At 65.2% G+C, this 21,029-nt stretch carries 23 protein-coding genes, 2 tRNA genes and 2 pseudogenes; 14 read left to right on the top strand and 13 right to left on the bottom strand.

Annotated elements, in window-relative coordinates; translation table 11 throughout:
• Positions 1-36: 36 nt before the first annotated feature.
• Positions 37-381, bottom strand: a complete 345-nt coding sequence (locus ACOOGG_RS11250) for a type II toxin-antitoxin system RelE family toxin (RefSeq protein ID WP_419925436.1) — start codon at positions 379-381, stop codon at positions 37-39.
• A 6-nt stretch (positions 382-387) separates the two neighbouring features.
• The gene (locus ACOOGG_RS11245) at positions 388-693 is read right to left on the bottom strand and encodes a hypothetical protein (RefSeq protein ID WP_419923997.1); all 306 of its coding nucleotides are present in this window, start codon (positions 691-693) and stop codon (positions 388-390) included.
• 181 nt (positions 694-874) lie between these two features.
• Between ACOOGG_RS11245 and ACOOGG_RS11240 the strand changes: the two genes are divergently transcribed.
• Entirely contained in the window at positions 875-1,867 is a 993-nt protein-coding gene (locus ACOOGG_RS11240) for a nucleotidyltransferase domain-containing protein (RefSeq protein ID WP_420435175.1), read from the top strand.
• Between the two features lie 75 nt (positions 1,868-1,942).
• Here ACOOGG_RS11240 and ACOOGG_RS11235 read toward each other — a convergent pair whose 3' ends face one another.
• The 5 genes and pseudogenes from ACOOGG_RS11235 to ACOOGG_RS11215 form a co-directional block, all read right to left on the bottom strand.
• The gene (locus ACOOGG_RS11235; RefSeq protein ID WP_420431933.1) at positions 1,943-2,164 is read right to left on the bottom strand and encodes a helix-turn-helix transcriptional regulator; all 222 of its coding nucleotides are present in this window, start codon (positions 2,162-2,164) and stop codon (positions 1,943-1,945) included.
• A 293-nt stretch (positions 2,165-2,457) separates the two neighbouring features.
• Positions 2,458-3,060 carry a metallophosphoesterase gene (locus ACOOGG_RS11230; protein WP_420435174.1) on the bottom strand — a complete coding sequence of 201 codons (603 nt, stop codon included), beginning with the start codon at positions 3,058-3,060 and terminating at the stop codon, positions 2,458-2,460.
• Between the two features lie 294 nt (positions 3,061-3,354).
• On the bottom strand, positions 3,355-3,750 hold the full coding sequence (locus tag ACOOGG_RS11225; RefSeq protein WP_420435173.1) for a twitching motility protein PilT: 396 nt from the start codon (positions 3,748-3,750) through the stop codon (positions 3,355-3,357).
• Complete coding sequence (locus tag ACOOGG_RS11220) at positions 3,747-4,178, bottom strand: hypothetical protein (RefSeq protein WP_420435172.1); 432 nt, start codon at positions 4,176-4,178, stop codon at positions 3,747-3,749. The genes ACOOGG_RS11225 and ACOOGG_RS11220 overlap by 4 nt, the downstream gene beginning before the upstream one ends.
• A 116-nt stretch (positions 4,179-4,294) precedes the next feature.
• Positions 4,295-4,453 (bottom strand): annotated as a pseudogene (locus ACOOGG_RS11215) (helix-turn-helix transcriptional regulator); the annotation flags it as partial.
• A gap of 431 nt (positions 4,454-4,884) precedes the next feature.
• Between ACOOGG_RS11215 and ACOOGG_RS11210 the strand changes: the two are divergent.
• From ACOOGG_RS11210 to ACOOGG_RS11195, 4 genes and pseudogenes are all read left to right on the top strand, one after another.
• The gene (locus ACOOGG_RS11210) at positions 4,885-5,175 is read left to right on the top strand and encodes a nucleotidyltransferase family protein (RefSeq protein ID WP_420435171.1); all 291 of its coding nucleotides are present in this window, start codon (positions 4,885-4,887) and stop codon (positions 5,173-5,175) included.
• Positions 5,176-5,283: 108 nt separating this feature from the next.
• Positions 5,284-5,502, top strand: a pseudogene (locus ACOOGG_RS11205) (DUF86 domain-containing protein); the annotation flags it as partial.
• Positions 5,503-6,000: 498 nt separating this feature from the next.
• A tRNA-Asp gene (locus ACOOGG_RS11200) sits at positions 6,001-6,075 on the top strand.
• Positions 6,076-6,088: 13 nt separating this feature from the next.
• Positions 6,089-6,164 (top strand) — tRNA-Phe (locus ACOOGG_RS11195).
• A gap of 77 nt (positions 6,165-6,241) precedes the next feature.
• On the opposite strand, the gene ACOOGG_RS11190 is transcribed toward ACOOGG_RS11195, so the two are convergent.
• From ACOOGG_RS11190 to ACOOGG_RS11170, 5 genes are all read right to left on the bottom strand, one after another.
• Complete coding sequence (locus tag ACOOGG_RS11190; protein WP_420435170.1) at positions 6,242-6,658, bottom strand: type II toxin-antitoxin system VapC family toxin; 417 nt, start codon at positions 6,656-6,658, stop codon at positions 6,242-6,244.
• Positions 6,655-6,939, bottom strand: coding sequence for a type II toxin-antitoxin system Phd/YefM family antitoxin (locus ACOOGG_RS11185; RefSeq protein WP_420435169.1), 285 nt, complete (start codon positions 6,937-6,939; stop codon positions 6,655-6,657). The genes ACOOGG_RS11190 and ACOOGG_RS11185 overlap by 4 nt, the downstream gene beginning before the upstream one ends.
• Before the next feature lie 81 nt (positions 6,940-7,020).
• Positions 7,021-8,073 carry an isopenicillin N synthase family dioxygenase gene (locus tag ACOOGG_RS11180; RefSeq protein WP_420435168.1) on the bottom strand — a complete coding sequence of 351 codons (1,053 nt, stop codon included), beginning with the start codon at positions 8,071-8,073 and terminating at the stop codon, positions 7,021-7,023.
• A gap of 43 nt (positions 8,074-8,116) precedes the next feature.
• Positions 8,117-8,584, bottom strand: a complete 468-nt coding sequence (locus ACOOGG_RS11175) for a VOC family protein (RefSeq protein WP_420435167.1) — start codon at positions 8,582-8,584, stop codon at positions 8,117-8,119.
• A gap of 12 nt (positions 8,585-8,596) precedes the next feature.
• A complete protein-coding gene (locus ACOOGG_RS11170) occupies positions 8,597-9,481 on the bottom strand; it encodes a phytanoyl-CoA dioxygenase family protein (protein ID WP_420435166.1) in 885 nt (294 codons plus the stop codon).
• Positions 9,482-9,551: 70 nt separating this feature from the next.
• On the opposite strand from ACOOGG_RS11170, the gene ACOOGG_RS11165 reads away from it, so the two are divergent.
• The gene (locus tag ACOOGG_RS11165) at positions 9,552-10,406 is read left to right on the top strand and encodes a polysaccharide deacetylase family protein (protein ID WP_420435165.1); all 855 of its coding nucleotides are present in this window, start codon (positions 9,552-9,554) and stop codon (positions 10,404-10,406) included.
• Here ACOOGG_RS11165 and ACOOGG_RS11160 read toward each other — a convergent pair whose 3' ends face one another.
• The gene (locus tag ACOOGG_RS11160; RefSeq protein ID WP_420435164.1) at positions 10,407-11,117 is read right to left on the bottom strand and encodes a class II aldolase/adducin family protein; all 711 of its coding nucleotides are present in this window, start codon (positions 11,115-11,117) and stop codon (positions 10,407-10,409) included.
• 20 nt (positions 11,118-11,137) lie between these two features.
• Between ACOOGG_RS11160 and ACOOGG_RS11155 the strand changes: the two genes are divergently transcribed.
• The 8 genes from ACOOGG_RS11155 to ACOOGG_RS11120 all read left to right on the top strand — a co-directional run bounded on the left by ACOOGG_RS11155 (position 11,138) and on the right by ACOOGG_RS11120 (position 21,024).
• Entirely contained in the window at positions 11,138-12,085 is a 948-nt protein-coding gene (locus ACOOGG_RS11155; protein WP_420435163.1) for a ketopantoate reductase family protein, read from the top strand.
• Between the two features lie 7 nt (positions 12,086-12,092).
• On the top strand, positions 12,093-13,280 hold the full coding sequence (locus tag ACOOGG_RS11150; protein ID WP_420435162.1) for an alpha-hydroxy acid oxidase: 1,188 nt from the start codon (positions 12,093-12,095) through the stop codon (positions 13,278-13,280).
• A 108-nt stretch (positions 13,281-13,388) separates the two neighbouring features.
• A complete protein-coding gene (locus tag ACOOGG_RS11145; protein ID WP_420435161.1) occupies positions 13,389-14,711 on the top strand; it encodes a branched-chain amino acid ABC transporter substrate-binding protein in 1,323 nt (440 codons plus the stop codon).
• A gap of 102 nt (positions 14,712-14,813) precedes the next feature.
• On the top strand, positions 14,814-15,920 hold the full coding sequence (locus ACOOGG_RS11140) for a branched-chain amino acid ABC transporter permease (RefSeq protein ID WP_420435160.1): 1,107 nt from the start codon (positions 14,814-14,816) through the stop codon (positions 15,918-15,920).
• Positions 15,917-17,806 (top strand): branched-chain amino acid ABC transporter permease, encoded by a 1,890-nt coding sequence (locus tag ACOOGG_RS11135; RefSeq protein WP_420435159.1) that lies wholly within the window; start codon positions 15,917-15,919, stop codon positions 17,804-17,806. The genes ACOOGG_RS11140 and ACOOGG_RS11135 overlap by 4 nt, the downstream gene beginning before the upstream one ends.
• Complete coding sequence (locus ACOOGG_RS11130) at positions 17,803-18,594, top strand: ABC transporter ATP-binding protein (protein WP_420435158.1); 792 nt, start codon at positions 17,803-17,805, stop codon at positions 18,592-18,594. The genes ACOOGG_RS11135 and ACOOGG_RS11130 overlap by 4 nt, the downstream gene beginning before the upstream one ends.
• Positions 18,595-18,601: 7 nt before the next feature.
• Complete coding sequence (locus tag ACOOGG_RS11125; protein ID WP_420435157.1) at positions 18,602-19,390, top strand: ABC transporter ATP-binding protein; 789 nt, start codon at positions 18,602-18,604, stop codon at positions 19,388-19,390.
• A 227-nt stretch (positions 19,391-19,617) separates the two neighbouring features.
• Positions 19,618-21,024 carry a hypothetical protein gene (locus ACOOGG_RS11120; protein WP_420435156.1) on the top strand — a complete coding sequence of 469 codons (1,407 nt, stop codon included), beginning with the start codon at positions 19,618-19,620 and terminating at the stop codon, positions 21,022-21,024.
• Positions 21,025-21,029: the final 5 nt, after the last annotated feature.

The following is a 21,029-nucleotide window of genomic DNA, read 5'->3' as shown; positions in this document are numbered from 1 at the left end:
TGTGGGGAATCGTGGGGTCGGACTCGTCGGGGGCCGCTACTCGGTTGATTTGGGGTGGCCGATGTAGACGGCGGTCACCCACACTGTTTTGGTGTCGTCGTCGGGGCAGTACCAGATGCGACCGCCGGCGGTGACCTCGTGCTGCCATTGCTCCAGCACCTTGCCCTCCAGTTGCTTGGCGCCGAACTCTTTTCTGAGCCTGGCCTGGCGGCTGCTGTGGCGGCGGGGGTCGCGGGTGATGTCGTTCCACGCCCGCCGGGTGTTGGCCGAAGCGGTGTTGCACAGCTCGTCCCACTCGCGGGCGGCCTGGTTGCTGGCGAAGCGGATGTCCCATCCGCCCTTCTCCGGGGGCGGGGCCACCCGGTCTTTGCGCTTTGCCATCCGCGCTCAGGCGGCGGGAATGGGAACGGGCTCTCCCGACACCGCGGCAATGGGCTCGCTCAGGCGGCGGCGCAACTCGGGATCGGCCTGGGCCTCGGCGGTCGCCTTCCAGTCCCACAGCGCATAGGCCAACTGCGCTCGGCACTCAGCGCCGGTGTGGGCGGCGAGCGCTTCGCCCACCTCGTTGAGCATGGCGTCAATGTCGTCCTCGTCGAGGTGGGCCAGCCAGCGCAGCCCGTCCATCGACTCGATGAACTCCTCGGTCTGGGAGCGGAACGCCGCAGCTCCTTTTCGGGCGTGCTTTGTGCCCATTGCCAGCCTCCATGCGCGGTTCGCGGTGCAAACACCCTACCCGCACCAACCAACAATGTCAGACCGCACCACACCGGCCTCAAACCGGCCCCGCTTCGACCAGGTGCGCAACGACACCGACTGCCTGACCGCCCCCTGAAACCCGAGTCGGGCCCGCTGGCAGGCGGCGTAGCCTGACGCTGTGACTGCCCCCGATCACCTGTCGCCTTCTGTGGGAGACGCCCGCAGGGCCGCCGAGCGCATCAGCAGGGTCTTGGACCCAGCGGAGGTGCTCGTGTTCGGCTCGGTGGCGCGCGGCTGTGCGACGGCTGGCTCAGACGTGGACTTGGTGGTGATGTTCGACGATCTCGGCGACTACACGCAGCGCCGCGAGCTCGCCCACCAGGCCCGCACTGCCGCGGAGCAAGCAGACGGGTTCGCGTGCGATGCGCGGGTGACCGACCGAGCCGAGTGGCGCGTCCGTACCACACAGTGCCGCTCCAGCTTCGAGGCCCATATCGCCTCCTGTGCCATCACCCTCATGTCCCGGCCACCCAAGTCGCCCATCGACTGGGACAAGAAGATCGGCAAGCCCGCAACCGACGAGCAGCAAGCGGTCGCGATCCTCGCGAAGACCACTCACTCGCTCAACACAATCCTGGCCTACCTGCGCCCGCCTCCCTCTGAGGCCGACGCCCTCGCCGAAGACGACACCGACCTCGCGCACCAAATGCAACACAGCCGGCTGCTCAGCGTCTGCGAGCACGCCCAGATCGCCATGGAAACCTCGCTGCAAGCCCTCATCTGCGCCCGCCGAGCACCCCATCTCGAAAACACCCGCAGCATCTGCGGCCTCATCGACGCCGCCCGCCGCCATCTCGACCCCGCCCAAGCCGCCCTCATCGACGCCACCTTGGGACCGCTCGCCCCCGACCAGATTTCAATATGGCGGCACACCAGCACCTACCCCGCTACCCCGCTGCCCGGTGCCGACCCCAACGCCGCCACCCCCGAGTTCGCCGCGCAGATGGCCGCAGCAGCCGTCCAACTCGCCGCCACCGCCATCTCTCTCATCGAACAAGCCCTCGGCCACCAGCCCGCCCAAGCCCAACAGGCGCTGCGACGATGCGCCAGCATCGAACAGCAGCTACCGGCCCAGAGCCGTGAAGGTCGAGAGCATCCTCCCCGCGGTTAGCAGAAGGCTCGCCGTGGCGGATTCTTGTAGATGCCCGGCAGTCGGGCAAACGACCTGCCGCGCGCAACCGGCGGTCTAGGCGGCGGGGCGGTCGCCGGTGGCGCGGGGCCGGGTGGCGAGCCATTCGTCGATCTCCGACGCGGGCCAGCGCACGGCCCGCCGGCCGACGCGGATCGGCTCGGGGAACAGGCCCTCGCGCATAAGCCGGTAGACCGAACTCGTCGAAAGGCCGCAGCGGGCCTCCACCTGCGGTCGGGTCAACAAGATGTCGTGCTGTTCTCCAATGTTGGTTTCCATGCCCGCCACTATGCGACACCCCACCGGTCGCAACCGGTCGCCAACCACCCGAACACCGGTCGCAAGCCGCCACAGCCCCTGTGTGTCGCCTGTTCGACCGGTTGTTCCGGACAGGGGCAACCCTGTCTTCGACCGAGACCGACAGGCCGCCTAGACCTGCCCGGCGGCCTGTTTCCCCGTCAATGCCATCGCAGCCTGTGGATCGTGGGGACTGGCCAGACCGGGGCTCTTGCACCGTCGATCTCGCGGGGTGGTTCGGGGTCAGCGGCTTGGGCGGCTGTTCGGCGGGCTGCTCATGTGTGGTCGGGAATGGGGGTATTCGAGGGTCCTTTCGCGATGAGGTCGGCGATGGTGTGCTCGGCGACGGGGGCGAAGCGCCAGGCGTCGACGCCGACGTTTACCTGCCGGTGCTGTTGGCGCCATTTCTCGTGGACGTGGCCGTGCAGCAGCCAGTCACCGTCGTCTTGGGGGCGCCATTGGTCGTATCTCATGTCGTGGCGGGCGTCGAGCACATAGGGGAAATGGCTGAGCTGCGCAGTGTGCCCGGCGATGGAGTGGGGCTCGGGATTGTCGATGATCTTGTCCATACCGCCGATGCGGTAGTAGTCGGCCCGCTCCCAGCGGTGGTCTCTGTGGCCCTGCCAGCACCGGTCGTGGTTTCCGGGCACGAGGATCTTTCGCCCCTTGAGGCGCGCTACGTGCCCGGCGAGGCCCTGCGCCTTCCCGCCCATCACCAGGTCCCCCAGGATCCACACCTCGTCCTCGTCGGCCACCACATCGTTCCAGCGGGCGACCATCTCCTTGTCCATGGCATCGGCATCGGCGAACGGGCGCCCGCAGTACCCGATGATGTTGGTATGCCCGAAATGCTGATCGGACGTGTACCACCTGCCCACCGGACCACCGTCGCACCCCCGACAACCAGCGCGCCAGCGAATATCCCCTGTGCCAGCAGACCCCGGAGCTGGGCGGCCACACCCACGGCACACCCGAAGAACCAAGCGCCGACTAGACCCGCACTGCCCGAAGCGCCGAGGCCCCTAGGGGAAAAGAACGGGGAACGCCGGAGCAAACCACCGGGCCCACGCCACGACACCTGATTCTGCCTTGGAATCGCCAGGCGCAAAGTTCTTGGATGGCCTTGTGACTCGTCTTGAGCACCCGTGTCTGGCAGGCCGTCCGCTTTCGCGTCAGACCGGCACGACTCTCGCCGTTGAGTTCAGAATCGCGAGCAGCGCGCTGATGTCTTCGGGATCTGAGGTTAGGACCGACGCCTCGCCGTGTCTCACAGCACTGTGCGCAACAACAGCGACGACGGCATCTATCACATCGGAGGTACCGGCACGCCCGCACAGATAGCCAGCCAGGCGTGCCGTGTCCTCGTCCAGCGGTATCGGCCTGCATTGCTTGAGTGCCTGATTGAGCCTCGCCTGCTGAGGAGTGCCGCGCCAGACTTGCCCGATCACCCCGGTCGGGACAATGAGACCATCGGAATTCCTGCGCGCCGCATGGAGCCTCGCCCACGCAGCCCGGCTGTCGTTCTCGAGTCCGATCAGCTCACCGGCGTCCAATACGAAGACCGTCATCCAAAGAGTTGGGCTCGCGCCTCGTCAAGCTCCTCGGCGGTAATCGTGCCGTGCTCAGCCTCCCAGTCGGAGATCACTTCTCCCAGCCTCTTTGAGGCAAGCTCCCTGCTGTCGGCATCGGCAAGCCAAGCCGACAGCTCACAAGACAGCGCGTCCCCCGCCTTGTTGACCAAACCGTCCATTTCTTGGATGTTATTGGAATCCGCGAAGTCGTCGAGGCCGCAAGCCGCTTCCCCAAGCAAGTCAACCTCGTGAACAGGAGCGGTCGCAGCCTCGCTGCTGCCCCCGGTTCCAATGCCCACGCCGAACTCGGCGCACCAGTCCCGCACAGTGCCGGGCTTGACGCCAACCTGCTTGGCCACGGCTTCAACGCCGCGCTTTTTTGCCTTCAACGCCAAGCGCTTCCGCTGCGCCGATGAGTGCCTCACGCCCATATCCGACTGTCTCCCTGCTGGCGGCTGCCGCTGCCTGCTCACCCCACAGCCTAGCCATTGGCCGCCTCTTGCGGCACTAGCGCTGGGATTCGACACGGATAATCGGCTGCCTATACGGCGGGGCGGTCGCCGGTGGCGCGGGGACGCGATGAGAGCCATGCGCCGGTCTCCGACGCATGCCAGCGCACAGCGCGCCTGCCGATGCGGACCGGCTCGGGGAACAGGCCATCTCGCGTAAACCGGAAGATCGAACTGGTGGACAGCCCGCAGCGCGCCTCGACCTAACGGCGGGTCAACAGGATTTCATGGATTTCTCGAGCATCGGCTTCCATGCCCGCCAATCTGCAATACCGCGCCGGTCGCAAGCGGTCGCAAGCCGCTCGATCCGTCTCAGCAGCCGACAATGCGTACAAATACAAATGGATCAGACCGCCCAGCACGCGGGTAGAGTACGTGAGCCCCCGCCAGTCGCGGACCGCGCGTGGACCGGTATCGCACGCCGATCCCTGTGTGGGACCGATTGTGGGACGAAAAGGCAGATTGGCTCAATTCAGGCGACTGACCTGGGGAAACAATCAGCCTTCGAATCCCGTTGGGGGTACTAATCGAGGTTCTTCCCCCTTACCGGGTGTTCCCACTCAGGGCTCCACCTAGTTTTCGGGAGCGCTGGCTGGCGCCGGGGCGGGTTACCATGGTGGGCGTGAGCCGCCGCGGCGACGTGTTGGTGAAGTACGGGGTCGCGATCCGGGCCGCATCCGAGCGCAACCATGCCCGCGCCATCGCGCTGGTGGGGTCGGTGGCCCGCGGCGAAGACTCCCCCAACAGCGACTACGACTTCTTAGTGGACTTCGAACAAGGCGTCACCTTGTTCGACATCGGCGGCTTGGAAGCGGACCTCGAAGACCTGCTGGGGGCCCGAGTCGACGTTGTTCCCCGCTCATGTGTGCGAGAGAGCTGCCGCGGGATGCTAGCCGACGCCATCCCGCTGTGACCCGAAGGGACGACGAGCGGATACACGACGTCCTCGGGGCTTGTGGCCGGCTCGCCGAGATAGCGGCCCGGGGCCGGTCCGGATACGACGGCGACTGGGTCCGCGAGCTACAACCTCGCGGTCATCGGGGAGGCGCTCGACAGCCTCTCAGACGAGTTCACCGCCCGCCATAGCGACCTACCCGTGAGGCAGGCCAAGTCTCTTCGCAACAAGCTGGCCCACGAGTACTTCATCGCAGACCCCGACATCTTGAGGGACACCATCACCCGGGACGTGCCCGCCCTGGCCGCGAAACTCGCCGCAATCCGCGGTGCCGCCGGCCAATAGCACCGCACAGGGCAGCCGAAACCGTCCCCCACCCCGACAACACCGCCGCCCACGACCTTCTGCCCCTGCTGCGGCCCGGCGACCAGCTCGACTTGAGGTTCCCCCCCTTTGTGGAGACATGCTCTATAAGGAGGAGCAATGTCTAGACTACGTAAGAGCTTTGAATAGGAGTGCCGGGCGGTTCACTGAGGCTCCGACGGCGGTCATCGCGGTGGTCGTGGTTGTCCCTTGGCCACCTTCGGAATGGACGATAGGGGGCAATGGCAGGAATGGGTGGGCGACACGCTGCTTGCCCTCGGCGTCTCCGCAGTCGGCGGTGCGTGGGAATATTGAGTAGATCAGACCACCCGATACGCGGGTAGAGTACGTGAGCCCCCGCCGGTCGCGGCCTGCCCGTGGCCTGGCATCGCACGCCGATGCTTGTGGGGGGTGCAGTGTTCGGCGTTTCGTTTCGTAACGAGCGGCGACAAATCTGCCCCGCCGGGGCAGCGACAACAAGGTCCCGTGGTGCAGTTTGGAGTGCACGCCGGCCTGTCAAGCCGGAGGTCGCGGGTTCAAATCCCGTCGGGACCGCATAACAGAACATGGTCGGGTAGCTCAGTTGGCAGAGCGTCCGCCTGAAAAGCGGAAGGTCACCGGATCGACGCCGGTCCCGACCACCACCCACCCCCCACGGCCCGGAGCGAAGCCCAACCCCGCTCCGGGCCGTACCCTTTGCGGAGGCCGAAGCTGCGCTGTTTCAGGTCTTGGGGTCGAGAATCGAGACGAGCCTGGTCCGATCGGCCCACTCGGTGATGGCGCGGTCGACCGTGGCCAATCGATATCCGCCGAGGATTGCGGTGGCGGTGATGATTCGGTCAGCGGGATCAGGGTGGAATCCCTCCGTGCCCAGTTCCACAGAGCGAATGGCAATCTCATCATCCACCGGGATAATGCTCATGCCGTTGGCCAACAACTGGTCGCGCATGTGCCGGGGAGGCTGAACTACCTCAAGCCTTCCTTTGGACTGCAAGAAGGCGATTTCCCAAAACACGAATGACGAGGCGGCTACAGACCCTTCGTTCCATGCTGATTCAAGTGTGGCCCTGAATTGCTTGCCAAGGCGTTGAGAACCCATCACAGTCCACACCAAGGTGTGGGTGTCAAGAAGAATCATCGGATAGGTGGAATATCAGGGTCTAGCACCCGGTCGGGATTGCTAATGGCCTCCCAGTCCTCCAGTGGTACAGCTGGAGACATGATGTCGCCGGTGATCCTGATCTGATCTCGATACATCCCGAAAATTGGTTTCCGCTCTTCCGCTGGCACCAGCCGCGACACCGGTTTGCCGTGCTTGGTGATCACGATCTCCTCACCGGACTCGTTCACCTCATCCATTAGTGCCAGACAACGGTTCTTGAACTCTCCGGCGGGAATCGTGCGCTGTTTCGCTGGCATGCCGAGACCTCCGATGCTTCGGACTCAAGTGTAGCCATAGCTAGTGGCCATGGCTACAAAAATTTGAACTGCCACAATGAATCAGCCGTAGTGGGCGGCGACGTTTTCGGGGTAGCTGCGGGAGAAGTAGTTCCAGAGTTGCTCGCCGTAGGTGGAGGGGCGGTAGGAGCTGGACATCTCGGCCACTCCGGCGGTGGTCTCGTCGATGCTGGCCATGAAACCTGCGCTGTTGTGGTGGGGGCTGGCGGCCACGGCGGCGGCGAATTTCTCGTCGAGCGGCAGTGGGGACAGGCAGACGTCCAACGACGGACCGTGGAAATAGCCCGCCGAGTAGCGCTCTTCACGAGTGATTACCCGATGCGCGGTTGCCACCAGGTAGTTACCGGTCATGGCTTGCAGTGTCTCGCCCAGATTGATCACATACGCCCCCTCCACCGAGGGCACGTCTATCCACTCGCCGTCTTGGTTCTGCACTTGCAGTCCGGCGGTGGGGCCGGGGTCGAGCACGGTCAAGAACCCGGTGTCGTGGTGGGGATTTACCCCGGCTTCCCCTTCGGGGGTGGGGGGGTAGTGGATGAACTTGGCCAGCGACATGGTCTGGGTGCCGAAGTACTGCTCCAGGTGGTTCTCGGCCAGGCCCAACCCCAGCGAAATCGCGCCCATCAAGCGGTTGGCCAAACCGCCCAGCTCGTCGAACCACTGGTTGGCCAGCTCCCGGTGTCCGGGGAGGAGGTCGTCGGGCAGCCACTGGTTGGGGCCCAGCAGTCGCAGATGGTAGGGCTCGACGTCTTTGGGATGAGCGGGCCACTCGGTCCACCAGTCGATCTGTTCTCGGATGTCGGGGCGGTAGTTGGTGTACTCGGCCCCTACCGGCTCCCAGCCCCGGAAGTGTCGGGAGCGCCGCTTGTCGATCAAGGCCTTTTGCTCGTCGGAGAAGGCGAAGAACTTCCGCAACATGGCGAAGATGTTGTCGCTCAGGTCGTCGGATACGCCGTGGTTGACCACCAGCAAGAAGCCGACCTCGTGGCAGATCCGGCACAGCTCCTCGGCCATGGCTTCGCGCTGGTCGAGCGATCCCGAAAGCGGGCCGAGGTCCACCACCGGAATCTGATCGAACGCGGCGGGGGTCGTCATGCTGCCAACAGTAACGGTCATCGCCTCGGCCCCTGGAAAGCCATCAGCCGAATTCACCGCCCGCGAACCAGCGGTCGAAGGCGGGCCGCATGGCCACGTCGATCAGCTCGATCCTCTGGCCGGTGCTGGGCGGAACCAAGAAGGCGAAGCCCTCAATGCCACCGTCGGCACTGGCCCCGCCGTAGGTCAGCTCGCACCCCCCGGCCATCAGCGAGTCGATGTCGGCGTGGAGGTCATCGGTCCAATAACCAAGGTGATTGAGACCCCCGTAGAGGTCGACGTCCCAGAACGAGCCCTTGGGACCGTCGGCCAACTCGAGCTGCAACGGGCCCTCGACCGTGTAGGAGAAGCGCACGCTGGTGGACACCACTTCGCCTTCAACCAGCAAGTCGAGGTCGAGCGACTGCAAGGAGTGCCACGACACCCCGGTAGCGGCCGATATCTCAGCCATAGCCTCTTCGACATCGGCGACGACGATGCCGGCATGGAATGGGTCGGTGATCAATGCCATGGCGGCACGGTATCAGCCGCCCAGGTCACCGATGTCGGTGACGAATTGACGGGCGTCCTCATTGAATTCTGCCACCGCGCCGATGGTCTTGGCCTTGGCGGTGCTGCCCCGCAGCGCGGCCAGCGGGTCGGTCTGGTCACCGACGTAGCCGAGGGCGAAGGCGCCTTGGGTATATCCCATCATTCGCAGCAGGTCGTCGTCGAGGGTGCGGGCGATCTCGGGAGGACAAGCCAGGTATTGGTTCTCTTCTTGGCGCACCCAGCCCACGGCATAGGTGATGTTCACCCCCCGGCGCACGCCATCGCTGGTGTTGGCCCCGGCACCGTGCAGCACCTTGCCGTCGTAGAACAGGACGCTCCCCCGGCGCATCTCCGCCTGGGCTTCGGGCATGCGTAGGGCTTGTTCGTCGTCGATCCCGGAGGTGCCAGCCAGGATGTGGGTGGCCCCGTTTTCGGCGGTGAAGTCGGTGAGCGCCCACATGGTGTTGCACTGCACGTGGTAGTCGGTCCCGAAGGGGAAGAAGTCGAAAGCCATCTCGTCGCGGTGGAGCTTTTGGCGGGTCTCCCCTGGCTCCACTGAGATGATCTGGGTCAGGTGAAGTTGCACCGCGCTGACATGGCTGAGGAATTGGCTGACCACGCCTACGGCCACCGGATCCATCACCAAATCCCTGGCCGTCGGACAGCGGGCTACCAGGGCGCCGGTGCGGCGGGTGTAGCGCCCGTCGTACTCGTCTCGCCCTGCGTCAGAGGCTTCGATGAATGGCACGGCCTCGGCTTCGAGCCGGTCCATGGTGGCCGAGTCGGCCACGTCGTCGACGATGGCGTAGCCGAAGCGGCGCAGGTGGTTGCTTACCTCAGCCGGGTCGGCGGTGGGCGGGAAATGACTCAGTGCCACGACAAGATGGTAAGCGGATTAGCAGGTGGCAAGCGGCCTAGACGAGGGCAAGCGGACTAGTTTCGAAACAGTGACTCGACTGGTGATCCACGCCGACGACGTGGGGATGTGCCACGGCGCCAATCGGGCCTACGTGGAGTTGTCGCACTTCGGCACCATCACGTCGGGCTCGGTGATGGTGCCGTGCCCGTGGTTCAGCGAAATTGCCGAAATGGCAGCCAACGACGACGCCCTCGACTGCGGTATCCACCTCACACTCAATGCCGAGAAGGCCCACTACCGCTGGGGACCGGTCAGCTCGGCAGGTCCCTCGTCGGGACTGGTGGATGAGCACGGCTACTTTTGGCGCACTGTGGCTGAGGTGCGTCGCTTCGCCCACCTAAACGCCGTGGAGCAGGAATGGCGGGCCCAGATCGATCGGGCCCTGGCCGCAGGAATCAACGTGACCCACCTGGACGCCCATATGGGCTCAGCCCTGGCCCCGGAGTGGTGCGATCGCTACGTGGCGGTGGGCATGGACTACGGCGTGCCGGTACTCATCACCGAGTCGCTGGCCGCCTACGGCCCCAATCGCCATGTGGCCAGCCCTGTTGATGCCCAGGCGGCCGACGAGGCCATCAAGGCGGCGGCCGCTACCGCTCGGGAAGCAGGAATGCCGGTTTTCGACGCGGTTCTGGAGACTGATTTCTCCCGGCCGCCGCACCTGCCGGCCGACTACGAGGCCATGCTCGGCAAACTGGACGCCGATTTGGTGTTCTGCGCCTTCCACCCCAATGCGCGAGGCGGGGCCGAAATCGAGGTGATTGAGCCCGACACCTTCCATGTGCGCACCGACGAGTACGAGCTGTTCGGCACCGATGGCTGGAAGGAATGGTTGGCCAGCCAGCCGTACGAGCTGGCCTCCATGGGGGACCTGACTGGGTGATCAGCCGCTGGGGTGAGCGTCGAGATGGCGCTGGCCTTGGCGGCGCATCAGGGTCCAGGTCTGCTCCAGGTATCCGGCCTGGTCGTCCACCAGCTTCTTCAGCCCGAGGCGCAGATGCTCGGGGATTTCTGGGGCGTCGGTGGGCTCTAGGGTGACGTCGAGCTGAGCTTGGTCTTCCAAGGTGGCGTGAAGGGCAGCGGCCCGGGCCAGGCTGACGCCCACACAGATGGCCCCATGCCAGGGGATTATCACGGTGTGGTTGGTCTCGATGGCCGGCCCGATCGACTCGAACCGGTCGTCGGGGCTGAGCACCTGGTCGTCGTGAAAGATGCAACACAGGTTGTGGCGCATTTTCAGCGGGCGGGCCAGCGAGGCCAAAGCGGTGATCCACCGGCCGTGGCTGTGGACGATGGCGTTCACATCGCTTCGGCGCTGATATACCCCGGCGTGGAACTCGAACCCCAAGCTCACCTCCCGGTTGCCTTCCAGCAGGTTGCCCTCGTAGTCGAGCTTCATTACATCGTCGACGGTGACCTCGCCCAGCGTCCGGTCGAAGGCGTTGATCCAAAAGGCGTCCTCGCCGGTAGCCCTCACGCTCACATGGCCGCCGATGCCGGTGTCGCAACCCCGCACGGTCAGTGCCCGACAGGCCAACACAATATCGTCCACAATCTCGTTCGCCCCGCCGGCATCAGCTTTCGAAGTGCTCATGGCCCTAGAGTACGGCATCAATGACGACTGTGGTTGTCCTGGGCGCAGGAGCGCTGGGGTCGGTGTACGGGGCGTGGTTTGCCGAAGCCGGAGCTGAGGTGACATTGGTAGCCCGTCCTGCCCACGCCGAGGCGGTGAATCGGGCTGGATTGCGCATTGACGATCATCCTCCCGTGGCAGTGCGGGCCATCACCGATGCCGCCGATGCCGAAGACTGCGACATCTTGGTGCTGGCCAGCAAGGCGTTCGACAACGAGGAGCTGCTGGGCGGCTACCAGGGCTCGGCGCAAGCGGCCTTCTCGGTGCAGAACGGGGTGCGCCAAGCCGAGCCGCTGGGGGCCCGGTTCGGCGTTGCCGCGGTGGGCTGCGTGTCTTTGGTGGGGGCCACGCTGGGCGAGCCCGGCCTTGCCCACCACACATTTGGCGGCGCCACCCTTTTGGGCGACATGTCCACCACCGCCCCGGGCACAGCCGCCGCCGTCGCCGACACCCTGCCAGACAGAGGAGTGGAAGTACACGCCGATATCGCACCCGCCCTCTGGTCGAAGGGGGTACTGGCCGCGGCGGCCATGGGGGTGGTGGGGCTGACCCGGCTGGTGTACCACCGGGTGTTCCTCGAGCCCGAGGCCCGAGATGTGTTCTACGACATCATGCGAGAAGGCGCCTCCATCGCCGCAGCCGAAGGGGTAGAGCTGATCGACGGTGACGGGCCGTTCCAGGCCCGCACCCTGTCCAGCGTGGGCCGGCAAGAGGCCCACGAGCGGCTTCGCGCCGTAGGAGAGGCCATGCAAGCCGCCGGCGAGACCGAGGTTCGCGTATCCATCCTGCAAAGCATCGACCGGGGACGGCCCTTCGAGGTTCAGGCTGTCTTCGGCGACTTAGTGGAAATTGCCGACGGCCACTCACTCGAAGTGCCCATTTTGAGAACCGCCACCCGGCTTTTGACGGCAGCCATGCCACGGGGATGAAAAGACAATGAAACTGCGCAGACTGCCCGGGATGCTGGCCCGAGCTCCCAAGGGGGCCGATCGCTGGCACACCTACGCCGACCTGCGGGAGGCCGCCCGACGGCGACTCCCCAAGATGGTGTTCGATTTCGTGGATGGGGGCGCGGAGGGCGAGGTGACCATCGCCTCCAACCGGTCCGCCATCGAATCCGTGGAACTGGCCCCCAGCTACATGGTGGACGTGGCCGACCGGGAGGTGTCCACCACCGTGCTGGGCCGGCCGGTGTCATTGCCGTTCCTGCTGTCTCCGGCCGGGCTGGCCACCCTGGTTCACCGCGAGGGAGAACTGGCCGCAGCCCGAGCGGCAGCCGCCGCAGGCACCGTGTTTGCGGTGAGCACTGGGTCGGGCTACTCGCTGGAGGACATCGCGGCGGCTGCCCCCGAGGGCCGCCGCTGGTTCCAGCTCTATCTGTGGAAGAACCCCGAGGTGGTGCGGTCGCTGGTGAAACGAGCCCGAGACGCCGGTTACGAGGCGCTGGTGCTCACCGTGGACGTGCCCGTGGTGGGCAAGCGGGAGCGCGACCTGCACAATGGCATGTCGCTTCCCCCTCGCATCCGCTGGAACAGCGCACTGGACACCGCCCGACGGCTGCGATGGCTGCGCCATCTGGTCACCGGTCCCGACATCACCTTCGGCAGCCTGGTGGAGTTGGGCATCGGCGACGACGCCAGCGCCATCGGGGCCTACGTGGATCGGGAGTTGGCCGACCCTTCCCGAACCTGGGACGACATGGCGTGGCTACGGCAGGAGTGGGACGGACCGCTGCTGGTCAAAGGGGTTATCACTGTGGCCGACGCCGAGGCCGCCGTGCGGTGGGGGGCCGACGGCGTAATCGTGTCGAACCACGGGGGCCGCCAGCTCGACTCAGTGCCCGGCGCCTTCGCCGTGCTCCCCCGCATCGCGGAGGCGGTGGGCGACCGGGCCGAGGTGCTGGTGGACGGCGGTTGCCAGCGAGGCTCAGATGTGGTGAAGGCCCGAGCCTTGGGCGCGCAGGCGGCCATGGGCGGGCGAAGCTGGTTCTGGGGGCTGGCCGTTGGCGGTGAGGCCGGAGTGGCCCGGATGCTGGACATCTACCGCAGCGACATCGACCGCACCCTGGCCTTAGTCGGCCGGCGGCGCTTCGACGACATCGACCCCGATCTGGTTGCCGAATAGCGAACTGGCAAGACCAGCGAATTCCCTGGGATTGCCTCTGTCAATGCCGCGATTGGGCGCGCTACGCTGGTGGTTGGACTTTCGCAGACGTGACAGGGAGGACTCATGATGAGCCGCTTTGAGATTCTGGGCCGGATTCGACTTGGACGGCGTTTTGCTCCCATCGTCGTTGCCTTGCTGGCCGTGTTCGCTCTGCTGGCGACAAGCTGCGGCAACGACGATGACGACGGCTCGGGCGGCCGAAGCGACGCCTTGGGCGACGGCTCGCTGGGCATCGTGACCGTGGCCGAAGGCGAGTCCATTCAGATCCGCTCGCTCAACGCCATCAGCGGGCCGGTGGCCTTCTTGGGCCTCCCCAATCAGCGCGCGGTTGAGCTGGCCATTGCCGACTACGGACGCATCTCTGGTTTCTCCGTTGACCTGGGCACGCCCCTCGACGACCTGTGCTCATCAGAAGGAGGCCAGGCCGCGGCCCAGACCATCGTGGCCGACGAGCAGGTGATCGGCGTGATCGGCACTTCTTGCAGCGGAGCTGCGGTGGCCGCCGCCCCGCTGGTCACCGAAGCGGGCATGGTCATGATCTCGCCGTCGAACACTTCACCCGCTCTAACCTCGGACTTCGAGGGCAACGCCGGAGAGAACTACAGCGTTGGCTACTACCGCACCGCCCACAACGACCTGGTGCAGGGGGCGGCCATGGCCAACTTCGTGTTCTCCGAACTAGACGTGGACAACGCGGCGGCCATCCACGACGGAGATCCATATACCCAGGGTTTGGCCCAGGCCTTCCGCAACTCGTTCGAGGAGCTTGGCGGCACGGTCTCCGGCTTCACCGGCGTCAACAAGGGAGACACCGACATGGTGCCCGCCCTCACCGAGGTGGCCGCCGGCTCGCCCGGCGCCCTGTTCTTCCCCATCTTCCAGCCAGAGGGCGACTTCATCGCCGGCCAAGCACCCACAGTTTCGGGCCTGGAGAGCACTCTGCTGCTCGCCGCTGACGGCTTGCTCGTAGACGACTTCATGGCTCTGGGCGACTCCGAGGGCATGTACTTCTCCGGTCCCGACGTCCGGTTCGGAACCAACATTAACCAGAGCACGGGCCAAAACGCCGAAGGGATCCTGACTGCCTACAACCAGGCCCACGGCGAGGCGCCCTCGGCGGCCTTCTGGGGACACGCCTACGACGCCGCCACGCTGCTCCTCGACGCCATTGTCGCGGCATCGTGGACTGACGGAGACGGAAACCTTCATATCGACCGGGCCGGCGTGCGCCAGCATCTGAACTCGGTCAGCGGCTACAGCGGCATCACCGGAACCCTGAGCTGCGACGACTTCGGCGACTGCGCCTCCCAGAAAATCACCATCATTCACCACACCAGCTCAGCGGCCATCGAGGCCAGCAAGGACAACGTCGTCTTCTCCTATCCCTAAGGAGCCACGCCTGGCAAGCTAGCGAAACCCCTGCGACACCGCCCCAAGCAGAGATGGCGGTGTCGTAGGCTTGGCTTCGGCAAGAGCAAGAGGCGGCCGGGCATGCAGCTGACCACCAAGCAACGCACGAGGGTCGACTGGTTCCTCACCGTCCTTAGAGTGATCGCATTGCTCGTGATCGGCGCCGGTTTCGTGGCGTTCCTCGCCCAGATCATCGACAGCGATAATCCCTTCGCCCGGTGGGCCAACCCCGATGCCATCAATCTGACCGGCGAGCAGTTCCAAGGACTCGTAGTAACCGGTCTGGCCCAGGGTGCCATGTACGGGCTCATCGCCTTGGGTTACTCGATGGTCTACGGGGTGCTGGGGTTCATCAACTTCGCCCACGGCGAGGTGTTCATGGTGGGCGCCATGACCGGGGCCATAACCTCCAACAAGCTGGCCGAGGCCGGGTATTGGGAAAGCAGCTTTGTGCTATGCCTGCTGTTGGTAGTGGCGCTGTCCATGGTGGTTTGCACGGTCACCGCCGTGATCATGGAACGGGTGGCCTACCGCCCACTGCGGGGCAAACCCCGGCTCATTCCGCTGATCACCTCCATCGGGGTTTCGTTCTTCCTCCAGAACTGTGTGCTGGTGCTGTTGGGGTCAACCGTCAAGTCGTATCCCGATCTGCCCAGCTGGCTCACCGACAAGAGGACTTTCCTGGAGATCCAAGGCTCCAAGATCCTGGTTCTGGTGGTGGCCGCTTTGGCCATGGTCGGCCTGTGGTATCTGGTGGAGAAAACCAAGACCGGCAGGGCCATGCGGGCGGTGGCCGAAGACGCCGAAATTGCCTCGCTCATGGGCATCGACGTCAACCGCATCATCGTGAAGACGTTCGCGGTGGGCGGGGCCATGGCCGGGGTGGCCGGCATCTTGTGGGGGCTGCTGTTCCGCAGCGTGATTCACACCACCGGGTTCCTCCCTGGAATCAAGGCCTTCAGCTCTGCGGTGGTGGGCGGCATCGGCAACCTCGGGGGCTCCATGGCCGGGGGGCTCACCATCGGGGTGGCCGAGTCACTGGGACCGCTGATGATCCTGGAGCCGCTGGGGGTGAGCGGGCCCTCTCAGCTGCGCGACGCGGTGGCGTTTGCCGTGCTCATCATCGTGCTGCTGGTGCGGCCCAGCGGCATATTCGGCGAGCGGCTCCCCTCAGAGGAGCGCACATGACCCAAACCGCTGCCTTCCCCACCGCCGCGTGCACCGGCCAAGCCATTGCCCCCCGTCGGCGGCTGCTGGACCAAGACTGGCCGAAGATGATGCGGGCAGGCGCCATCTTGGCCATAGGGCAGGTGTTCATCGCCCTGTCTGGCATGCCGGTCACGTTCGACCGGCGCCTGTTGATCGATCCGATACTGAGCCTGGGCTACCTGTCTTTGATATGGCTGCCGCTGGTGGTCAGCTTTTGGGTGGGCCGTGAGCAGGTGCTCGAGGGGATGACAGCCCATGCCCGAGGCGGTCGCGACGTCCTGGCCGGTGCGACAACCGGGCTGTTGGGCAACGCCGGCCTCACCTTGCTGGTGGTGGGGATCACCCACTTTGACATCCGCGACCCGCTGGTCAACTGGAGCCCCCAGCTTCTGGAAATATTGCAGTTTCAAGAGTCGGTCTGGCTGGGGGCGCTCATCTGGCCGGTGATCGGAGCGGGCACCGGCGCGCTGGGCGGCGGGATGCACTGGGCAAGCCCGCGGGTTACCCGAACGACGGTCATCGTCTTGATGTCGGTATTCGCCGCCGCGGTGCTCGAGAGCGTGATCACCGATCTGACCCAGGGCTTCCACATCGAGGCCGTGTCGGACTGGCTCTATGGCCCCCAGCGCGGGCTCACCTACCCCGCCGCCATCGTGGTAGCGGCAGCCGTTGCCGGTGTGATCTCCGGTCTGGCCGCCTATCGGGCCTCCCCGGCTCGAGCTGGGAAGGCTGCCCGCAGGCAGGGCGCAACCACCGAGGGAGGATCCAAAGCCCCTCTATCAGGGTGGCGGCGCATCCCGACCAGGCGGCTGGTGAACCTCGTGCTCGCCGTGGCCGCCATCGTGGTGCTGCCGCTGTTTCTGGGCCGCCTAACCAACGAGATATTGGCCAATGTGGGACTGTTCATCCTGCTGGCGCTGGGACTCAACATCATCGTGGGGCTGGCTGGGATCCTCGATTTGGGCTACGTGGCCTTTTTCGCGGTGGGGGGCTACAGCGTGGCCGTGCTCACCTCGCCGGGATCGCCCCGGTTCGCCCCTGAGATACCGTGGTTCGGCGCGCTTTTTGCGGCCATGCTGCTGGCCGGCCTGGTCGGGTTGTTCATCGGCGCCCCGGTGATCAGGATGCGGGGCGACTACCTGGCCATAGTCACCTTGGGTTTCGGCGAGATCATCCGCGTGCTGCTGTTGTCCGACTGGCTGTCGGGCACATTCAACGGCGCCCAGGGGATCACCAACATCCCCGGCGTTGAGGTGTTCGGACTGGCTACCGTGCGGGGATTCGAACCCCGCTCGGTGCTGTACCTGGTGATGTTCTTCTGCGCCATCGCCGTCTATGTGTCGTGGCGGCTGGAGAACTCTCGGATCGGGCGGGCCTGGATGGCCATCCGGGAGGACGAGAGCGTGGCCGAGGCCATGGGGGTGGACACGGTTAGCGCCAAGCTCATGGCGTTCGTCACCGGCGCCGTTCTGGGCTCGTTCAGCGGGGCGATCTTGTCGGCCAAAGTGGGGTCGGTGTTCCCCCACAGTTTCGCCATCATCGTGTCGATAGTGATCCTGGTGGTGGTGATCTTCGGAGGTATGGGCAACATTGCTGGCGTGATCGCCGGCGCCGTGGTTCTCATAGGCGTGCTGGGCGGGCCCAACCAACCGGGGCTGCTCCAGGAGTTCGCCGAGTACAAGATCCTGATCTACGGCGCGCTCTTGGTGTGGATGATGCTTCAGCGCTCCGAGGGGCTGATCCCCAGCGCGCGACGGGTCCGCGAGCTGCATGTCGACGAGATGAACCAGGACGCCTGGCTGCGGGCCCAGGCTGTCGCCGACGAAGCACAACACGGTGACAGCCGCGGGGAGGGCCAACCGTGAGCTCCCAACCGATGCTGGAAATCACCGGGTTGCACGTGGAATTCGGGGGTCTGCATGCCCTCAACAATCTGGATTTCACTGTGGAAGAGGGTGAGATCGTTGCGGTTATCGGCCCCAACGGAGCAGGCAAGACCACATTCTTCAACGTGGTCAGCGGAATGGTGAAGCCCACTGGGGGCCAGATCTTCTTCGAGGGCCGCTCGCTGCTGGGGCTCGACCCCAACAAGATCACCGCCCGGGGCATCGCCCGCACCTTCCAGAACGTGCGGCTGTTCAACAACATGACGGTGCTGGAGAACGTGATGGTGTCCCAGCACTGCCGCACCCGCCAGCGCATCCTTGACGCCCTGCTCCAAACCCGCCGGTTCCGCTCCGAGGAGTCGCTGGTGAGGGAACGGGGCCAAGAGGTGCTGGGCTTCTTCGGCACCCGCCTGACCGGGTACCGCTTCGACCAGCCGGCCTCGGTGCTCTCCTACGCCAACCGCCGCCGCCTCGAGATCGCCCGGGCCATGGCCACCAGCCCCAAGCTGGTCCTTCTGGACGAGCCGGTGGCGGGCATGAACCCGGTGGAATCGGCCGAGCTGACCCAGCTCATCGGCAAGCTCCGCGACGAGATGGGCTACACCATCGTGCTCATCGAGCACGACATGTCGGTGGTGCGGGACATCTCCGACCGGGTGGTGGTGCTGGACCACGGCGAGGCCATCGCCCGGGGCACCTACGCCGAGGTTTCGGCTAATCCGCAGGTGATCGAGGCCTATCTGGGCCAGACGGCCAACGGCAATTGAGCCCCCAATGAGCCCGGACTCGCACGATACGAGGAGCCCGGCTCCGCCAAACCAGCAAGGGGGATCCCTCCAGGCTGAGCCGGTATTGGAGCTGCGGGGGGTGAACACCCACTACGGCGCGGTACACATTCTCAAAGACGTCGATCTGGCCATCTACCCCGGCGAGCTGGTGTGCCTGCTGGGCGGCAACGCCAGCGGCAAGTCGACCACCCTCAAGACCCTGCTGGGCATGCTCAAGCCCACCTCCGGTGACGTCGTGCTCGACGGCGAGGTGGTCAACGACAAGCCAACCAGCTACCGGGTAGCCCGCGGCGTGACCATGGTTCCGGAGAACCGACGATTGTTCAAGCGCCTCACCGTGCGCGAGAACCTGGACCTCGGTGCCTATCTGCGCTCCGACTCCGATCAGATCGCCTCCGACATGGAGCGGGTGTTCGAGCTGTTCCCCCGGGTCAAAGAGCGGCTCAACCAGAAGTCGGGAACGCTGTCGGGCGGCGAGCAGCAGATGGTGGCCATCGGCCGGGCGTTGATGGCCGACCCCAGGGTGCTGTTGATGGACGAGCCGTCGATGGGCCTGGCCCCCGCTCTAGTACAGCAGAACTTCCAGCTCATCCAGCAGATCCACGAAGAAGGGCTGACCGTGTTCATGGTGGAGCAGAACGCCAATATGGCGCTATCTGTCGCCGACCGGGGCTGGGTGTTGCAAACCGGCCGGGTGGTGCTCGACGACACTGCCGAGAACCTCCTCGCCCACCCCGACCTCCAGGCCTCCTACCTGGGCACCGCCGAGCAGTAGGCATGACGCCGAGCGGCCGCCCACGCTGGTGACCAGAGCCCGGATGGGGGGCGCTGGGAATCTCGCCGATTGCCCTAAGCAGCACCAATTGCTGGGCTAGCGTTTTTCCTGCCGCTTAGTGGGGGTCCTTGTTCGGCAGTTCGGGTTCGGACCAGGGCATGCGGATTTCAAGACGGGCAGCGCGCTGAGTTGGCGCCCAGGCCTGAGGAAATCTGAAGGAGCCATTGGTGCAAAAATTCATTCGTCCCAACCCCGGCGGGTTGGGCGAGCCACGGGGTGCCCGAGTCCCCCGTTCCAAGCGCATGACGGGCTGTGGTGTTGCCCGGTTCATAGGTCTTATTGCCCTGGCCGCCGTCGGATCGTCGTGCCTGCCGGTTGGCAGTGCATCGACTAGCACCGACGCTGTTCTCACCGTAGGAGACCGACTCGAGAGCAGCCCCGCAGCAGCTTCGTCCACAGTCGATGCCGCGGCAACAGCGCGAGACGCATCAGGGGCTTCCGGGATCGGGCTTGCACCCTCTGAATTCGACCGCAACGACATTCGAGAGGCCCTGGCCATTGTCAACACCGCGCCCAACGCAAACGCCGGGGCGATAGCCACCTCAACCCCCTCGGCGGAGCCTGAGCGCGTGTGGGTGGTAGCCGACGACGAGCAGGCCGCAACCTTGGCGGCCCACGGCTACCAGGTAGGCAACACGCTGATCGTGGCCACAGGCGACCTCCGAGCCCTCCCCCCGCAAACAAGGGAGCTGATCGTCAACGCCTCCACGGTGGAATTGTCCCCTGGCCTAAACGAGGACACGCTCTGGCAGTTGGAGGTAATCCGCCGAGGTCACGAGATCCCCGGAGGCGGACTGCTCATGTTCGATGAAGGCCTCGATCGCCGCTTGGTGGCCATCTACGGCCATCCGTCGGGACCAGGTCTCGGGGTGCTGGGAGAACAAGGCCGCGAAGAGGGCGTCGAACGGCTCCGATCCATCGCCGAGGGCTACGACGCCGACGGCGCAGTGGTGTTGCCCACCTTCGAGATCATCACCACCGTGGCGTCGGCTGGTCCTGGCGGCGACGGTGATTATTCGTCGATGACGGCGCGGGACGTGATCAGACCCTGGGTCGAGACCGCGGCTGCCAACAACGTGTACGTAGTCCTCGATCTGCAACCGGGGCGAAGCAACTTCTTGAGCCAGGCGAAGGTATACGAGGAGTTCCTCCGCCTTCCCCACGTCGGCTTGGCCATCGATCCCGAGTGGAGGCTGAAGCCCCACCAGGTTCACCTCGAGCAGATCGGCACGGTGGACGCGGCCGAGGTCAACCAAGTAGTGAGGTGGCTGGCCGGCATCGTACGCGAAGAGGCTCTGCCCCAGAAGCTGTTGGTCCTCCACCAATTCAGCTTCTCAATGATCACCAACCGCGAACTCGTCGAGACTCCTCCCGAGCTGGCGGTATTGATCCACATGGACGGCCAAGGAACCATGAACATGAAGTACAACACCTGGAACTCCTTGACCGGCGAGCGCGACGCCAGCCAATTCCATTGGGGCTGGAAGAACTTCTATGACGAAGACTCCCCCATGGCCACTCCCCAACAAGTCCTAGAACTCACCCCCAACCCGGTGTTCGTGTCCTTCCAATAGGGCCG

Source organism: Candidatus Poriferisocius sp. (assembly GCF_965214065.1).
GTDB lineage: Bacteria > Actinomycetota > Acidimicrobiia > Acidimicrobiales > Bin134 > Poriferisocius.
This window is presented reverse-complemented; position numbering and strand designations above follow the sequence as displayed.

Bases quoted from the DNA above. Each gene is read 5' to 3' on its own strand.
- ACOOGG_RS11250 (WP_419925436.1), bottom strand. From the start codon at position 381: ATGGCAAAGCGCAAAGACCGGGTGGCCCCGCCCCCGGAGAAGGGCGGA.
- ACOOGG_RS11245 (WP_419923997.1), bottom strand. From the start codon at position 693: ATGGGCACAAAGCACGCCCGAAAAGGAGCTGCGGCGTTCCGCTCCCAG.
- ACOOGG_RS11235 (WP_420431933.1), bottom strand. From the start codon at position 2,164: ATGGAAACCAACATTGGAGAACAGCACGACATCTTGTTGACCCGACCG.
- ACOOGG_RS11225 (WP_420435173.1), bottom strand. From the start codon at position 3,750: ATGACGGTCTTCGTATTGGACGCCGGTGAGCTGATCGGACTCGAGAAC.
- ACOOGG_RS11190 (WP_420435170.1), bottom strand. From the start codon at position 6,658: ATGATTCTTCTTGACACCCACACCTTGGTGTGGACTGTGATGGGTTCT.
- ACOOGG_RS11185 (WP_420435169.1), bottom strand. From the start codon at position 6,939: ATGCCAGCGAAACAGCGCACGATTCCCGCCGGAGAGTTCAAGAACCGT.
- ACOOGG_RS11180 (WP_420435168.1), bottom strand. From the start codon at position 8,073: ATGACGACCCCCGCCGCGTTCGATCAGATTCCGGTGGTGGACCTCGGC.
- ACOOGG_RS11175 (WP_420435167.1), bottom strand. From the start codon at position 8,584: ATGGCATTGATCACCGACCCATTCCATGCCGGCATCGTCGTCGCCGAT.
- ACOOGG_RS11160 (WP_420435164.1), bottom strand. From the start codon at position 11,117: ATGAGCACTTCGAAAGCTGATGCCGGCGGGGCGAACGAGATTGTGGAC.
- ACOOGG_RS11155 (WP_420435163.1), top strand. From the start codon at position 11,138: ATGACGACTGTGGTTGTCCTGGGCGCAGGAGCGCTGGGGTCGGTGTAC.
- ACOOGG_RS11150 (WP_420435162.1), top strand. From the start codon at position 12,093: ATGAAACTGCGCAGACTGCCCGGGATGCTGGCCCGAGCTCCCAAGGGG.
- ACOOGG_RS11145 (WP_420435161.1), top strand. From the start codon at position 13,389: ATGAGCCGCTTTGAGATTCTGGGCCGGATTCGACTTGGACGGCGTTTT.
- ACOOGG_RS11140 (WP_420435160.1), top strand. From the start codon at position 14,814: ATGCAGCTGACCACCAAGCAACGCACGAGGGTCGACTGGTTCCTCACC.
- ACOOGG_RS11135 (WP_420435159.1), top strand. From the start codon at position 15,917: ATGACCCAAACCGCTGCCTTCCCCACCGCCGCGTGCACCGGCCAAGCC.
- ACOOGG_RS11125 (WP_420435157.1), top strand. From the start codon at position 18,602: ATGAGCCCGGACTCGCACGATACGAGGAGCCCGGCTCCGCCAAACCAG.